This window comes from Mesorhizobium sp. M8A.F.Ca.ET.208.01.1.1 (genome assembly GCF_004791315.1).
Taxonomy (GTDB): domain Bacteria; phylum Pseudomonadota; class Alphaproteobacteria; order Rhizobiales; family Rhizobiaceae; genus Mesorhizobium.
Genome location: NZ_SRUT01000001.1, coordinates 1469387 through 1483262, shown reverse-complemented (window position 1 = coordinate 1483262; position 13876 = coordinate 1469387). Strand labels below are relative to the sequence as shown.

The following is a 13876-nucleotide window of genomic DNA, read 5'->3' as shown; positions in this document are numbered from 1 at the left end:
GTTCAGAACAGGCGTTCGCGGACGTAGACGGTATCTCCCGGCAGCAGCGGATCGGAAGTGACCACGCGGCCGGTTATCACCTTGCCGTTGATGTCGCGGGTGATGTCGACGCTCTCCTGGTTGGCGCGTGGCGTGAAGCCGCCGGCGATGGCGATGGCCTTCTGCACAGTCAGGCCGGGCACATAGGAATACTGGCCGGCGGCGCCCACTTCGCCCATGACGAAGATCGGACGGTAACGATCGATCTCGACCGAGACATCGGGGTCGCGCAGATAGCCCTGCCGCAGTTTGTCGGCGATCTCCTTTTCCATCTGCTGCGCGGTGTGGCCACGTGCCGGAATGGCGCCGACGAGTGGGAAGGAGATGTAGCCGGACTGGTCGACGCTATAGCTATTGGTCAGGCCCTCCTGCTCGAACACGGTGACGCGAACACGGTCGCCGGCGCCGAGACGATACGGCTGGTCGAGGACCTCGTGAAAGGCGGCCGGCGTCGGCCGATAGCTGGAGCAGCCCGCGAGCATCGACACGGCAAGCAGTGCGCGAAAGAGGGAAGCAGTGCTTTTCATGACCGGACAGGTACCTTCGACTGGCCGCTGCGGCGTCGCAGCAAACATCTGGGATCGGGTCCGTTATCATCCTGTTAGGGTTAATGGCCGGTAAAGGAGTGAGCCGATAGCCGTTCTTACGGGCAGGTTTTGCGATTTTATCGATTTTTTCGATCGCCCGCCAGTAAACCCTAATGGAAGCTTACCGTGATCTTAACGGCTGAGTTACCATAGTTGTTTACGGTGCGTCCCGACCCAGTTTCGGAGTAGGGATGCATGTCCGTTCAGTCCGCGGCCGCAGACGTCGACGTTGATCTCAGGCAGCTCTTCGCCAGCCTGGGGCGGAACTGGCTGCGGATTCTGGTCTTCGTTCTCGTGGTGACGGGACTTGCCTTCGCGGCTGCGTCGTTCGCGACCCGACACTACAAGGCCCAGACGCAGGTGGAGATCGCCCCGCGAGAATCCGTCTATACGCGGCCCGCCAGCAGCACCCCGGACAGCGACAAGCCGATCCTCGATGAGCAGGGCGTTGCCACCCAGGTCCAGATAATTTCGTCCAACGAAATCCTCAAGCAGGTCGCCCAGAAACTCGGCCTGTCGCGATTGTCTGAGTTCGACGAGACGATCAACATGTCGTCCCTGAGCCGTGTGCTGATCCTGCTTGGCCTGAAGAACGACCCGATGGATGTTTCGGCCGACGAACGCGTGCTGAAGAAAATGCGCGAGAAGCTCAACGTCTACGGCGTTGAAAAGACTCGCATCATTGCTATCGAGTTCTCTTCGGAGGATCCGAAGCTTGCCGCCGACATCCCGGATGCCATTGCCGCGGCTTATATTGCGGGGCAGGGCGCGGCCAAGAGCGAATCGAACACCGCCGCCGCGGACTTCCTGGCACCCGAGATCGCCGACCTGTCCAAGCAGGTCAGGGATGCCGAAGCCAAGGTCGCGGCTTACCGCGCCCAGTCGGACCTCCTGATGGGCGGTAACAATTCCACCTTGGCCACCCAGCAATTGGCCGAGTTGTCGACCGAGTTGTCGCGGGTGCGAGCCAACCGCGCCGCGGCCGAAGGCACGGCCGAGAGCGTGCGCAAGGCACTGCAAAATGGCGGATCGCTGGATTCACTGCCGGAAGTGCTGTCTTCCGATCTGATCCAGCGTTTGCGGGAACGGCAGGTCGAACTGCGCGCCAACATCGCCGATCTGTCGACGACGCTGCTCGACAATCATCCACGTATTCGCGCGGCCAAATCACAGCTGGCCGATCTCGATGCGCAGATCCGCAGCGAAGCCCAGAAGATCATGAAGGGCCTGGCGATGCAGGCCGATGCCGCCAAGTCGCGCGAAAACCAACTCGTCGCCGACGTCAACACGCTCAAGGCTGCTTCGGCACAGGCCGGCGAACAGCAGGTCGGTCTCGACGCGCTGCAGCGCGATGCCGCCGCCAAGCGCCAGCAACTCGAACTTTACCTGACCAATTATCGCGAGGCGGCGTCGCGTCAGGATCGCAACTATGTTCCGGTCGACGCTCGCATCGCCTCGCCGGCCTCGGTCCCCTCCGAACCGTACTTCCCCAAGGTCGGGCCGATCGTCGGCGCTGCCGCGGCGGCTTCCCTTCTGCTGGCGGCGGTGTTCACGCTGCTGCGGGAACTTTTCTCGGGCCGCGCCATGCGCCCGGCAAGCGGCGCGCGGCTTGAACCGATCGACGAGGTGGCAATGTCGCCAGCCGCTTATCAGGAGCCATCCAACCGCCTGGAGCCGGCGATCGCCGACGAATTCGCCAATCGCGCCTCCGAGGCATCACGGCCCGAAACGGTCGCGCAAACACCGGCGCAGCCGCAACCTGCCGCCGAGGTCAAGCCTGTCGCCAAAGCGGAGCCTGCCGCCGAGCCTGAATCCTTGGCGAAACCTGAACCCGTGGCCAAACCTGAACCTATGGCCGAGCCTGAACCCGTCGTGGAGGTTCGGCGACCGCGCTCCGTGCTCGGCGAGATCGACGTCGAGAAGGCCGCCGAGAAGCTGATCGCCAGCGGGGCGGCGCGCGCCATATTCGTTTCCCCCGAGGGCGATGAAGCGGCGGCGTCGGCGATCCTGGTGGCGCGCGAGGTTTCCGACGCCGGCCTGCGCGTCCTGCTGCTCGACCTCACGGTCTCGGGGGCTGCCTCGCGGCCGATGCTGGACAGCGGACTTTTCCCTGGCATCACCAATCTGCTGGCGTCGCAGGCGCAGTTCAGCGACGTGATCCATGCCGACCTTTATTCGGACTGCCATGTCATCCCGGTAGGCACCGCCGATCCGGTGCGTGCCATGCGTGCCGCCGACCGGCTGCCGATCATCATGCAGTCGCTGACGACAGCCTATGATCTGGTGGTGGTCGAGTGCGGGCCGGCCGATGCACAAGGCATCAGCCGTCTGGGCGGGGAGGCCACCGAGGTGTTCTTGTCGATGCTGGAGGCCGACGACGAGGTGACGCAGGCTGCGGTCAAGCTGATCGAGAGCGGCTATCCCGACCTGACGCTGGTGACGCCGCTCGGCCACGAGCCGCCAGGCAATCCGGTGCCGGGGCGGCGTTCAGCAGCCTGAAAGAGCCGCCCCTCAAAGGCACGCCCGGCCTATCCCAGTTCCAGTGTCGTCACGCCGAATATCCTGTTGGCGTCAAGCCTCGGCGGCGGGCCTTTGTACATGCGCGTGGTGGTGAAGGTCGGTGAGAAGCCTGCCGCCACCAGCGCCGCGATGAAGTCCACCTTGCTGGCCGGAACGTCGATGTGAAGGTCGCCTCCTTCGCAGGCGCCTGCCAGGTCTTCGAGCAATCCCAGTGCGGTCTGCATGTCGTCGGCGAAGAGCGGGCCGATCTTGAAGCCGCTGCGGCAGGATCGCGCTACCGCGTAGCCGGCCGTTCCCCGTGGCCCGATCGCTGCCACCGCGCGGTGCGGCGGCAGCAGCCATCGCTGCAGGAAAGAATGGCGGGAGGCGGGAAAGCAGAGCGCGTCATATCTCATGATGTCGGGCACCAATTGCGCGGTCACCATGCGAGGCCGTTTGGCGCCGATGGTCAGGGCCGCAGGGCGCCCGCTGTAACGGATGGTCTCGTAGAGCGGCCTGAACCCTTTGCTCTCGTAGTTGGCTCGTTGCTCTTCGACGCCATCGAGCCCGATGGTGCGCCCGGCCAGCCTGTTCATGCCCGCGGTCCATGCCGCCTTGCCGTAACCCTTGCCGCGCATATCCGGCCGGCAGATGTAGAGACCGACGAAACCAAAATCGTGCCCATAGGCCACGGCCGAGATCCCGGCGACCATTTCGCCGCCGGCAAAGGCGCCGATGAAACCCATGGGATCCGCTGCCTGAAACATCGCCGCATCGTCAACGCCAGGGTTCCAGCCCTCCGCGGCCGCCCAGTCGATGAGGTCAGCCAATTCTCCCAGCGACAGCGGGCGGGTGATCGGTTTCATGGTGCTTACTCGGCAGCGACTGCTCCTGGAGAGAACGATTTCAGCATACCACGATAGGGTTTGGCGAGCGGGGTCGCATAAGCACCGCGCTTCGATGTCGCGAGGCCAAGAGCCACCAGGGCCTCGGCTTGCTTCAAAGCGGCTCCGACGCCGTCAACGACAGGCAGACCGAACTCGCTCTGCAACCTGTGGGCAAGATCCGCCATGCCGGCGCAGCCAAGCACGATGGCCTCGGCGCGATCCTCCTCCACGGCCCGGGCGATCTCATCGCGCAGCTTGCCGACTGCCCCCGATGCCGGGTCCTCGAGTGCCAGCACCGGAATATCGGCGGCTCGCACGCGCGCCCGACCCGACATGCCATAGCGTTGCACCAACCCCTCGACAGGCACACGCGAGCGTTCGGTGGTGGTTACGACAGTGAAGCGCTGGGCAATGAAGCAGGCCATGCTGAGTGCTGCCTCGCAGATGCCGATGACGGGAATGGCGGCCATGGCCCTGGCGGCATCAAGCCCGGTGTCGTCGAAGCAGGCAATGATCGCGGCCTGCGCCCCGGCACGTTCGCCAGTGGCGATTTCCATCAGCAGGCCGGGCACCGCCAGTGCCTCGTCATAATAACCCTCGATCGAGGCCGGCCCCATGGACGAAGTAACCGCGACGATTTCGGTCCAGGCTCCGGCGACACTGCGCGCGGCCGCCGCGATCGTCTCGGTCATGCTCGCCGTCGTGTTGGGATTTACCACCAGTATCCGCACGATCACGCCCTGGTCCGGCGGCGGCCGACATAGAGGATGGCGCCTAGCGTCGCCATGATCACCAGGAAGGAAAACACGGTGGTCACCGTGCCCAGCGCGTAGAGAACCGGCGTGGTGACATTGGTGGTCATGCCGTAGATCTCGAGCGGCAGTGTGTTGAAGGTTCCCGAGGTCATCAGTGTGCGGGCGAACTCATCGTAGGACAGCGTGAAGCCGAACAGGCCTACGCCGATCAGGCTTGGCGCGATCATCGGCAGCACGACATGGGCGAAGGTCTGCCAGGACGAGGCGCCAAGGTCGCGTGCGGCTTCCTCATAGGCAGGCGAGAAGCGGTTGAAGACGGCGAACATGATGAGCACGCCGAACGGCAAGGTCCAGGTCAAATGCGCGCCGAAGGCTGACGTATACCAGGCTGGTCGGAAGCCGACTTGCTGAAAGACAACGCCGATGCCCAGCGAAATGATGATGGAGGGTACCACAAGGCTGGCGACCGCCAGGTAGAACAAAGCGGTGGCGCCGCGAAATTTCTGGCGGAAGGCCAGCCCGGCCAGCAGCGAGACGACGACAGTGACGACCATCACCATAAGGCCGAGAACCAGCGAGCGCTTGAAGCTGCCGCCGAAATCGCCGACCGCCTGGCGTTCGAACAGATTGGCGAACCAATGCAGCGACACGCCGTTGAGCGGGAAGGTGAGGCCGCCGGTCTCGCCCTGGAAGGAGAGGATCAGGATCGCCGACAGCGGGCCATAGAGGAACAGCACGAACAGCGCGAAGAACACCGCCAGCGCGTAGAATTCAAGAGAGCGTTTTTCGTGGTTCACGTCACAGTTCCCTGCGGATGTCGACGATGCGCAGGATGCCGGCGACCATCAGCAGCACCAGCACTAGCAGCACCACGGCGTTGGCGGCGGCGGCCGGATATTGCAGCAGCGACATCTGGTTCTTCATCATCAGCGCGACGGATGCGCTCTGGCCGCCCGACATCACCTGCACGGTCGAGAAATCGGCCATTACCAGGGTGACGACGAAGATGGTGCCGATCGCCATGCCGGGTTTGGCCAGCGGGATGATGACGTTCCACAGCACCTGCCCGCCCGAAGCCCCGGCATCGCGCGCGGCCTCGACCAGCGAACGGTCGATGCGCATCAGCGTGTTGAAGATCGGCGTCACCATGAACAGCGTGTAGAGGTGGACCATGGCCAGCACGACCGCGAATTCCGAATAGAGCAGCCATTCGATGGGCTTCGGCACCAGCCCGAGATGCACGAGCGTCGAGTTGATCAGCCCGTTGCGGCCGAGCACTGGTATCCACGAGATCATGCGAATGATGTTCGAGGTCAGGAACGGCACCGTGCAGACCAGGAACAGCACCATCTGCATGGCGGTCGTTCGAATGTGGAAGGCGAGGAAATAAGCGACCCAGAAGCCGATGAACAGGGTCAGCCCCCAGACGATGAATGCGAATTTGATGGTGTTGAGATAGGTTTTCCAGGTGACCCAGGAGCCGAGAACGTCGGAATAATTGGTGGTGAGAAAGTCCGGGTACATTGTGGCGAAGTCGTAGTCCCAGAACGACACGACGACGATCATGATGATGGGCAGCAGCAAGAACGCGCCGAGGATCAGCGCCAGAGGTGCCGACTGCAGATAGGGCGCGACGGCGCCGATGGAGAACCGGCGTCGTCGGGCTGGTTTCGCGGCGGCGATTGCGGGGCGTTCGAGCGCGACTGTCATCAATGCTCTCGGGTTTGGCGATACGGCCGGGCCGCGTTCCCCTTCTCCAGCCAGGGAGAAGGGGTAGAGGAGGGCGCTTGTTCCCTTTACGCCGCGATGAACTCGTTCCAGCGCTTCACCATATAGCGATCCTCGTCCATGACCGAGTTCCAGCAGGCGACCTTGCCCATGCGCTCTTCGAAGGAGCCGCCGTCACGCACGGCGCCGGCCTTTTCCATGACGGTGCCGTCGGGCGCCTTGATCTCGCCCTTGGCCGGCTTGCCTTCGATCCAGTAGCCCCACTCGTCCTCCGACATGAACTTCTTGGCCGAGACCATGTTGGCCGAGTAGTAGCCCTGGCGGTTGAGATAGCCGCCGACCCAGCCGGAAGTGTACCAGTTGATGTATTCATAGGCGGCGTCGAGCTCGGCGCCCTTGAGATGGGCGGCGAGGCCAAGGCCGCCGCCCCATGAGCGGTAGCCTTCCTTGAGCGGCTGGAAGCGGCAGGGAATGCCCTTGGAGCGCACGGCGGCCACCGCCGGCGACCACATCGATTGGATCACCACCTCGCCCGACGCCATCAGATTGACGCTCTCGTCGAAGGATTTCCAGAAGGCGCGGAACTGGCCGGCTTGCTTGGCCTTGATCAGGAAGTCGATCGTCTTGTCGATCTCGTCCTTGGTCATGTTACCCTTGTCGGCATATTTGATGTTGCCGGTAGCTTCCATGATCATCGCAGCGTCCATGATGCCGATGGACGGGATGTTGAGGATCGCGGTCTTGCCCTTGAAGGCCGGGTCCATGATGTCGGCCCAGGTGGTGATGTCGCGGCCAACGAGGTCGGGGCGGATGCCCAGCGTGTCGGCGTTGTAGATGGTCGGCACCATGGTGAACCAGTTGGTCGGTGCCTTGGCGAAGGTCTTGCTGTCTTGCGCCTCGACGAAGCCGACCGTGTGCGGCGCCGTGCCTTGGGCAATGACGCTGTCGGGCGTCAGCTTGCCGGTTTTGAACAGCGGCACCAGTTCGTCGTAATATTTCAGCTTGCTGACATCCATCGGCTGCAGCACGCCGCTCGGGAACACCTTCTTGCAGATCCAGTATTCGATGTCGGCGATGTCGTAGCTGTCGGGCTGGGTCACGGCGCGCTGGGCGGCGGCATCGGAATCGGTCGCGGTCATCTCCAGCGTGATGCCGAGATCGGCCTTGCACTTGTCGGCGATGGCATTGAGGTTCGACACGCCGGTACCGAACTGGCGCAGCGTGATGTTGGACTGCGCCCAGATGGTCGGAAAGCCTGTGATGACGCCGGAACCGGCGGCGAAGCCGACGGCAGCAGCCCCCGTCTTCAGCAGCGAGCGGCGCGAAATTCCCGTTTTTGTTTCAGTCGTCTTTGTCATGTTCATTCCCCTGTTTGTTTTGGTTTGGTCATTGAGTGTTGAGTGAAGGCGGTCATCAATTGAGACGGCCAAGAACGACCGCGTCTTGCCGGTCCCAGGCGAGCGGCACGGCGTCGCCGACGGCGGCAGGCTTTGCGAAGAAATCCGAATCGTCGACGATCACCGTGAAGTCGTCGATGCCGGCGCCGTTGACCGACAGCTTTACCGAATGGCCGCGATACTCGATGTTGGAGACGATGCCGGTGAAGCCGAGGCCGGGCGCAGGCGCGTCGCCGATGCGCACATGATCGGTGCGGATGGCGATATCGATCGGCGCGCCCGGCTTTCGGCCGTGACCGCAGGCAGCGAGCGAGCCGCCGCCATTGACGTCGAAGACGACCATGCCGTCATGCTCGCCGGTGACCCGGCCGGAGATGACATTGTGGTCGCCCATGAAGCGCGCGACGAAGGCCGTGGCCGGCCGTTCGAACACGTCGCGCGGAGGTGCAGCCTGTTCGATACGGCCCTCATTCATCACCACGATCAGGTCCGCCAAGGCCATGGCCTCCTCCTGGCTGTGAGTGACGTGGACGAAGGTGATGCCGAGCGAGGTCTGCAGTTTCTTCAGCTCGGCGCGCATGCGGATCTTCAGGAACGGGTCGAGCGCCGACAGCGGCTCGTCGAGCAGCAGTGCTTCCGGATCGGTGATCAAAGCCCGGGCGAGCGCCACGCGCTGCTGCTGGCCGCCGGAAAGCTGCGCGGGCCGACGCGTCGCATAGGCCTCCATCTGCATCAGCTTCAGCATGTCGAGCGCCTTGGCACGGCGCTGTTCCTTGTCGACGCCCTTCATCTTTAGGCTGAAAGCGACATTGTCGACGAGATCCAGATGCGGGAACAGTGCATAGGATTGGAACATCATTGCCGTGCCGCGTTTTGCCGGCGGCAGGTCGGTGACAACAATGTTGCCGAGCCGGACGTCGCCTGACGAGATGCTTTCGTGACCGGCGATCATGCGCAGCGTCGAGGTCTTGCCGCAGCCGGAGGGGCCGAGCAGGCAGCAATAGGTGCCCGCCGGTATCTTCAGGCTGATGTCCTCGACGGCGGTCGTCGTTCCATAGACTTTCGAAACGGACACGATGTCGATCTCGGCGGCTTTGGACATTCAGGCTTCCCCGTTTGGTGCATTAACCAAAGCATCATGCGTGCCAACCTGGGGATGTGGGGCCAAGCGTTTGAATCGTTTAAAGAAATCAGGCTTCTTGCCGGTTGCCTACCTTCGAGGCTACTTTGTGCATTGCACAAATTATGGGCTATCGCGCGCGATCTGCACAAAAATCGTATGCAATCTTTTTCGACTTCGTGTTCACTTTGCCTCTCGTGCACGAGCGAGGACTCGCGTTAGAAGAGGGCGGGAACCATCATCGTCATGAACATCACCGATCAGGTCTATTCCGCCGCAGACAGCGCCAACCAGGATCGCGCCCAGGCGATTCGCGACAGTCTGCGCGACGCCATAGTCGACCGGAGGCTGGCGCCGGGAACCAAGCTGTCGGAAGGCGAGGTCGGCACGCTGTTCGATGTGTCGCGCACCGTCGCTCGCGCGGCGCTGCAGATGCTGTCTTTCGAAGGGCTGGTGCGAACCGAGCGCAATCGAGGCGCCTTCGTTGCCAATCCATCGCCCGAGGAAGCGCGCCAGGTGTTCGCCTCGCGCCGGCTGATCGAGCCGGGCATTGCCACTGCCGCCTGCGAGCGGGTCACATCAGCCGATATTGTCGCCTTCAGGGCGCAACTCGACGAGGAGGGCCGCTTCATCGCCGAGCGCGGTCCGACGGCGCGGCGTTCCGAAATCAAGGCGTCCGGCGATTTCCATCTGTTGCTCGCCTCGGTCGCCGGCAATGCCATCCTGCAGCGCTTCATGGAGGAACTGGTTGCGCGCTCGTCGCTTGTCATTGCGCTTTACGGACGGTCTGGCGTATCGGCCTGCGGCCACACGGAGCACACGGGTATTGTCGGTGCGCTGGAAAGCCGCGACTCCGGGCTGGTGAGCCGCTTGATGCTGCACCACATCGACCACATCGAGGCTGATCTCGATCTGCGCGTCAGGGCAGGCCCAGCGCTCCGCGAGGCTCTCAATTTCTGAGGTCTAGTGTTCGTCTTCCGTGGGAAGGGGGGGCGTCTGTCCGGCTGCCTTGCGGCGCAGCATCTTGGCTAGCTTCCAGATCGTCGGGCTGTTCTTGACAAAGGCCTTCAGCCGCGCGCCCTGGCGAAGTGCCTGTCCCAGCGCACGGCCCTTGAGCGTCAGCGGAACCAGGACCTCGAAATGCTGCGTTTCGATATCGCACCACAGCCGCTTGTAGGGCTCGTCTCCGACGGAGAAATCATAGACCGCGAACCCGCTCTGGCAGGCGTTCTGGATGTTGTCGAAGAACAGGAAGTCGCCCGGGCTGGTGTTGGCGAGTTCATCCTCGGCGATCGCCCCGAACTCGCAGATCAGGCGCCGGCCCGAGCGGCTCGATCCGGTGACGGCGCGCAACTTGCCGGCGACCTCCAGCCCATGCAGCACGAAGCAAGGCTTGTCCTCGGCAAGCGCTTGCGTAAACAGCCCCCGGAAGAAAGCGCGTGTCCGGTCGTCACCGAAGACGTTGGCAATGCCCATCTTGCGGAAGCGCTGTTCCTTCATCTCGAAGAACGCGTCGAGCAGCCTCTCCACCTCGTCGGCGCTGCGCGCCTCGATGCGCCGGTGGCTGCCGACGGCCTCGAACTTGCGCGTCTGCGAACGATGCTTCTTGCGTTTGCGCTTGCCGCTGGCACGCAGCAGCAGCGCATCGAATCCACCGCTGAGGTCGACGGCCAGCGAAAGATTGGGGCTGGCGAAATGATCGAGCGATGCCAGCGGATTGGCAATGCCGTCGAGATCGGGCAGCAATCTTTCCAGCGCGATGAGATCAATATCGGGCCGGGACCCGGCGATCGCCGCGAGCATTGAGCGGATGGCTGTGATGTCGCCGCTCGCCAGCCATTGCGGTTCGGCGGCGGCGAAATTGCCATTGGCGTGGCGGCCGCCCATGAACTGGGCGACCCGCAACGGGCCGCGCTTGACCACCTCCAGCGCCACTGCGAAAGCCGGCCTGCCCTCCAGTTCGAGCGTGGCGATGAGCAGATCGGGCTTGACCTCGGCGGCCCAGGTCAAGACCCATGCCGCACTTTGCGCCGGCGCATAAAGTGCCGAACGACAGAACGCCGCATACGCCGCGAGTCCTTCGGCGGCGGCAACTGAAACCGACAGCCCCGCGGTATGCCCGGGCAGTGCGCGTGATGAAGCCTGGATCGCCGCGAGCCGCTTGCCATCAAATGACGCGGTTGCGTCAACCATACCTCAATCCTTAAGGCGTACTGATCCCGATTTGGGGGGCGCTCGGGCGTATTCCGTGCTTGGATAGCCTAGGCGCAAAAGGTGAATGAATGATCGACGGTGGGGAGGCAATCCGGAAACTGGCGCTCAACGTCGCCCGCTATACCGGCCTCGCACCGCTGGCCAGGCCGTTTGTCGGCGGCATCGGCGCCATCCTGATGCTGCACCGCGTGACGGCGACACCCGAAAAGCCCGACAGCGTCAACCGGCACCTCAACATCGCGCCCAGTTTCCTCGATGCCGTGATCGCCGACATGAGAGCGGACGGCTATGCCTTCGTCTCGATGGACGAAGCCGTGGAGCGCATCAAGGCAGGCGGCAAGGGCGGCCGGTTCGCCACCATCACCGCCGACGATGCCTATCGCGACAACATGACCGAGGCCTTGCCGGTGCTGGAGAAGCATGGCGCGCCGCTCACCATCTATGTCGCTCCAGGGCTGATCGATGGCACCGCCCACCTTTGGTGGGATGTGGTCGAGGATATCGTCAATGCCTGCGATCGCCTGACCCTGACCACACCGAACGGCCCGACCGTGATCGATTGCGCGACCCCCGTCAGGAAACATCAGGCCATCGCCCGCCTGCATGCCTATTTTACCACCGAGGTCGGCGAGGAGGACCTGCGGAGCGTGCTGCGCGATCTGGCCGCTTCGAATGGAGTCGACGCGGACGCCCCACGCCTGCGCACGCTGATGAACTGGGATGAGATCCGTACCGTCGCCGCACATCCGCTGGTGACGATGGGCGCCCATACGGTCAACCACAGCAATCTGAAGCGGCTTTCCGAGGCCGATGCGCGGCGCGAGATCGGCGCCGTCAACGACATGCTGCGAACTGAGCTTGGCGAGGAACCCCGCCATTTCGCCTATCCCTACGGCTACGCCAGCGCCGTCGGTTGCCGCGAAGTGGGCTTCGCGCGCGACGCCGGCTATGCTTCCGCCGTGACCACCCGCCACGGCGTGCTGCGCGCCGAACATTCCGGTTTCCTGCATGCCCTGCCGCGCATTTCGGTCAATGGCCGCTACCAGAGCCTGCACCATATCCGCACGATGCTGTCGGGCGTGACGACGCCGCTCGCCAACGCCGGCAAGATGCTCGTCACGATCTGACGGACTGCCCGGTCCGGGCTGGGCTCAGCGCTTGGCCCTCGGCTCCAGCATCAGCCATTTGATGATGCCCATCGCCGGCAGCACCCAGAGCAGACCGCTAAGCAGGAAGAACAGGAATTGCACCAGCGCGCCCGACTCCGACAGGCGGGCGACCGCGAAGATCGACGCGACCAGCGCGTAGATGATGACCAGCGCCAAAAGCAGGAACATTCCGATAAGCTTTTTCAGTCGAATGGGCATGGCTTGGCCTCGTTGATGGCTACCGCTTAGGCCGAACGCGGGGACGCGCGCAACCTACCACATCAGGCGCGACGGCGTGCCGCGCTGCGCGGTCTTGCCAGCAGGAGTGCGATGGTTCACCAATCCGCGACATTCAACCTGCCGGGATATAGCCATGGCCGCCATCACCGCCGCCGCGTCCTATCAGGCCCGCGACCGCGACCTGCACAACCGGGTACTCGTGCGCGGCTGGCTGTACGTCGTGCTCCTCGTGCTGTTCGCGCTGGTACTGGTTGGCGGCGCCACGCGGTTGACCGAATCCGGCCTGTCGATCACCGAATGGCAGCCGATCCATGGCGTCATCCCGCCGCTCAACGACGCCGAGTGGCAGGAGGAATTCCAGCGCTACCAGCAGATCCCGCAATACACAGAGCTCAACAAGGACATGAGCATCGAGGCGTTCAAGTCGATCTTCTGGTGGGAATGGGCGCATCGCCTGCTCGCGCGCAGTGTCGGCCTGGTCTTTGCCTTGCCGCTTCTGGTCTTCTGGGCGACGCGCCGCATCGAGCGCGGCCTTGGACCGAAGCTGGTCGGCATTCTGCTTCTCGGCGGGCTGCAGGGGGCCATCGGCTGGTGGATGGTGGCCTCCGGCCTGGTCGACCGCGTGTCGGTGAGCCAGTACAGGCTCGCCACGCACTTGACGCTGGCGGCCCTGATCTTCACCGCGACCATGGTTGTCGCGCGGGGTCTCGCTCCTCACTCCGAGCCTGCGGCCGATCGCTCGACGCAGAGATTGGCCGGTTTCATCGTGCTTCTGGCGCTGATCCAGATTTATCTCGGCGGTCTGGTGGCCGGTCTCGACGCCGGCATGAGCTACAACACCTGGCCGCTGATGGACGGCAGGATCGTTCCCGGCGATCTGCTCATCCTCGATCCGGCGTGGCGCAACGTCTTCGAGAACCCGAAGACGGTGCAGTTCATCCACCGGCTCGGCGCCTATACGGTCTTCGCCGTCGCGCTCTGGCACATGATCGCCACGCGTCGGCGGCTGCCAGGCTCGACGCATGCGCGACGCGCGACGCTGTTGTTCGTTCTGGTATTGGTGCAAGCTTCGATCGGTATCGGCACGCTGCTGATGCAGGTGCCCCTGCATATGGCGCTGACCCATCAGGCGTTTGCGCTTGTTGTGCTGGGCTTTGCCGCCGCCCATTGGCGGGGCACCAAGGGCGCTTATCCCTTGCCCAACGAGATTGCCGTCGGACGCTGAGCGCGACCGATCACATCCAGAATTCGTTGGACTGCGT

General features: G+C 63.6%; 13 protein-coding genes. 4 read left to right on the top strand and 9 right to left on the bottom strand.

Annotated elements, in window-relative coordinates; translation table 11 throughout:
• Positions 1-2: 2 nt before the first annotated feature.
• On the bottom strand, positions 3-566 hold the full coding sequence (locus EN851_RS07535; RefSeq protein ID WP_127279587.1) for a polysaccharide biosynthesis/export family protein: 564 nt from the start codon (positions 564-566) through the stop codon (positions 3-5).
• A gap of 255 nt (positions 567-821) precedes the next feature.
• Between EN851_RS07535 and EN851_RS07530 the strand changes: the two genes are divergently transcribed.
• On the top strand, positions 822-3125 hold the full coding sequence (locus EN851_RS07530; RefSeq protein ID WP_135928864.1) for a Wzz/FepE/Etk N-terminal domain-containing protein: 2304 nt from the start codon (positions 822-824) through the stop codon (positions 3123-3125).
• Positions 3126-3154: 29 nt separating this feature from the next.
• Here the strand turns inward: EN851_RS07530 and EN851_RS07525 are convergent, their stop codons facing one another.
• From EN851_RS07525 to EN851_RS07500, 6 genes are all read right to left on the bottom strand, one after another.
• Positions 3155-3991, bottom strand: a complete 837-nt coding sequence (locus EN851_RS07525; protein WP_135864065.1) for a GNAT family N-acetyltransferase — start codon at positions 3989-3991, stop codon at positions 3155-3157.
• A 5-nt stretch (positions 3992-3996) separates the two neighbouring features.
• Positions 3997-4743 (bottom strand): aspartate/glutamate racemase family protein, encoded by a 747-nt coding sequence (locus EN851_RS07520; RefSeq protein ID WP_189521820.1) that lies wholly within the window; start codon positions 4741-4743, stop codon positions 3997-3999.
• 2 nt (positions 4744-4745) lie between these two features.
• Complete coding sequence (locus tag EN851_RS07515; RefSeq protein ID WP_135928863.1) at positions 4746-5564, bottom strand: ABC transporter permease; 819 nt, start codon at positions 5562-5564, stop codon at positions 4746-4748.
• Position 5565: 1 nt separating this feature from the next.
• Positions 5566-6477 carry an ABC transporter permease gene (locus tag EN851_RS07510; protein WP_127279657.1) on the bottom strand — a complete coding sequence of 304 codons (912 nt, stop codon included), beginning with the start codon at positions 6475-6477 and terminating at the stop codon, positions 5566-5568.
• A gap of 86 nt (positions 6478-6563) precedes the next feature.
• Positions 6564-7853 carry a PotD/PotF family extracellular solute-binding protein gene (locus EN851_RS07505; protein ID WP_127279658.1) on the bottom strand — a complete coding sequence of 430 codons (1290 nt, stop codon included), beginning with the start codon at positions 7851-7853 and terminating at the stop codon, positions 6564-6566.
• A 55-nt stretch (positions 7854-7908) separates the two neighbouring features.
• Entirely contained in the window at positions 7909-8994 is a 1086-nt protein-coding gene (locus EN851_RS07500; RefSeq protein ID WP_135928862.1) for an ABC transporter ATP-binding protein, read from the bottom strand.
• A gap of 264 nt (positions 8995-9258) precedes the next feature.
• Between EN851_RS07500 and EN851_RS07495 the strand changes: the two genes are divergently transcribed.
• Complete coding sequence (locus EN851_RS07495; RefSeq protein ID WP_127869609.1) at positions 9259-9972, top strand: GntR family transcriptional regulator; 714 nt, start codon at positions 9259-9261, stop codon at positions 9970-9972.
• 3 nt (positions 9973-9975) lie between these two features.
• Here EN851_RS07495 and EN851_RS07490 read toward each other — a convergent pair whose 3' ends face one another.
• Positions 9976-11205: a GNAT family N-acetyltransferase gene (locus EN851_RS07490; RefSeq protein WP_135915440.1), complete on the bottom strand. Its 1230-nt coding sequence runs from the start codon at positions 11203-11205 to the stop codon at positions 9976-9978.
• A gap of 89 nt (positions 11206-11294) precedes the next feature.
• Here EN851_RS07490 and EN851_RS07485 point away from each other — a divergent pair, with 89 nt between their 5' ends.
• Entirely contained in the window at positions 11295-12353 is a 1059-nt protein-coding gene (locus EN851_RS07485) for a polysaccharide deacetylase family protein (protein WP_135928861.1), read from the top strand.
• A gap of 24 nt (positions 12354-12377) precedes the next feature.
• Here EN851_RS07485 and EN851_RS07480 read toward each other — a convergent pair whose 3' ends face one another.
• Positions 12378-12593: a DUF2842 domain-containing protein gene (locus EN851_RS07480; protein ID WP_027143610.1), complete on the bottom strand. Its 216-nt coding sequence runs from the start codon at positions 12591-12593 to the stop codon at positions 12378-12380.
• Between the two features lie 154 nt (positions 12594-12747).
• Here EN851_RS07480 and EN851_RS07475 point away from each other — a divergent pair, with 154 nt between their 5' ends.
• A complete protein-coding gene (locus EN851_RS07475) occupies positions 12748-13839 on the top strand; it encodes a COX15/CtaA family protein (RefSeq protein ID WP_135928860.1) in 1092 nt (363 codons plus the stop codon).
• The last annotated feature ends 37 nt before the right edge of the window (positions 13840-13876 follow it).

What these genes read in the sequence shown, in the direction of transcription:
- EN851_RS07535 (WP_127279587.1), bottom strand. Translation starts at nt 566, where the DNA reads ATGAAAAGCACTGCTTCCCTCTTTCGCGCACTGCTTGCCGTGTCGATG.
- EN851_RS07530 (WP_135928864.1), top strand. Translation starts at nt 822, where the DNA reads ATGTCCGTTCAGTCCGCGGCCGCAGACGTCGACGTTGATCTCAGGCAG.
- EN851_RS07525 (WP_135864065.1), bottom strand. Translation starts at nt 3,991, where the DNA reads ATGAAACCGATCACCCGCCCGCTGTCGCTGGGAGAATTGGCTGACCTC.
- EN851_RS07510 (WP_127279657.1), bottom strand. Translation starts at nt 6,477, where the DNA reads ATGACAGTCGCGCTCGAACGCCCCGCAATCGCCGCCGCGAAACCAGCC.
- EN851_RS07505 (WP_127279658.1), bottom strand. Translation starts at nt 7,853, where the DNA reads ATGACAAAGACGACTGAAACAAAAACGGGAATTTCGCGCCGCTCGCTG.
- EN851_RS07500 (WP_135928862.1), bottom strand. Translation starts at nt 8,994, where the DNA reads ATGTCCAAAGCCGCCGAGATCGACATCGTGTCCGTTTCGAAAGTCTAT.
- EN851_RS07495 (WP_127869609.1), top strand. Translation starts at nt 9,259, where the DNA reads ATGAACATCACCGATCAGGTCTATTCCGCCGCAGACAGCGCCAACCAG.
- EN851_RS07490 (WP_135915440.1), bottom strand. Translation starts at nt 11,205, where the DNA reads ATGGTTGACGCAACCGCGTCATTTGATGGCAAGCGGCTCGCGGCGATC.
- EN851_RS07485 (WP_135928861.1), top strand. Translation starts at nt 11,295, where the DNA reads ATGATCGACGGTGGGGAGGCAATCCGGAAACTGGCGCTCAACGTCGCC.
- EN851_RS07480 (WP_027143610.1), bottom strand. Translation starts at nt 12,593, where the DNA reads ATGCCCATTCGACTGAAAAAGCTTATCGGAATGTTCCTGCTTTTGGCG.
- EN851_RS07475 (WP_135928860.1), top strand. Translation starts at nt 12,748, where the DNA reads ATGGCCGCCATCACCGCCGCCGCGTCCTATCAGGCCCGCGACCGCGAC.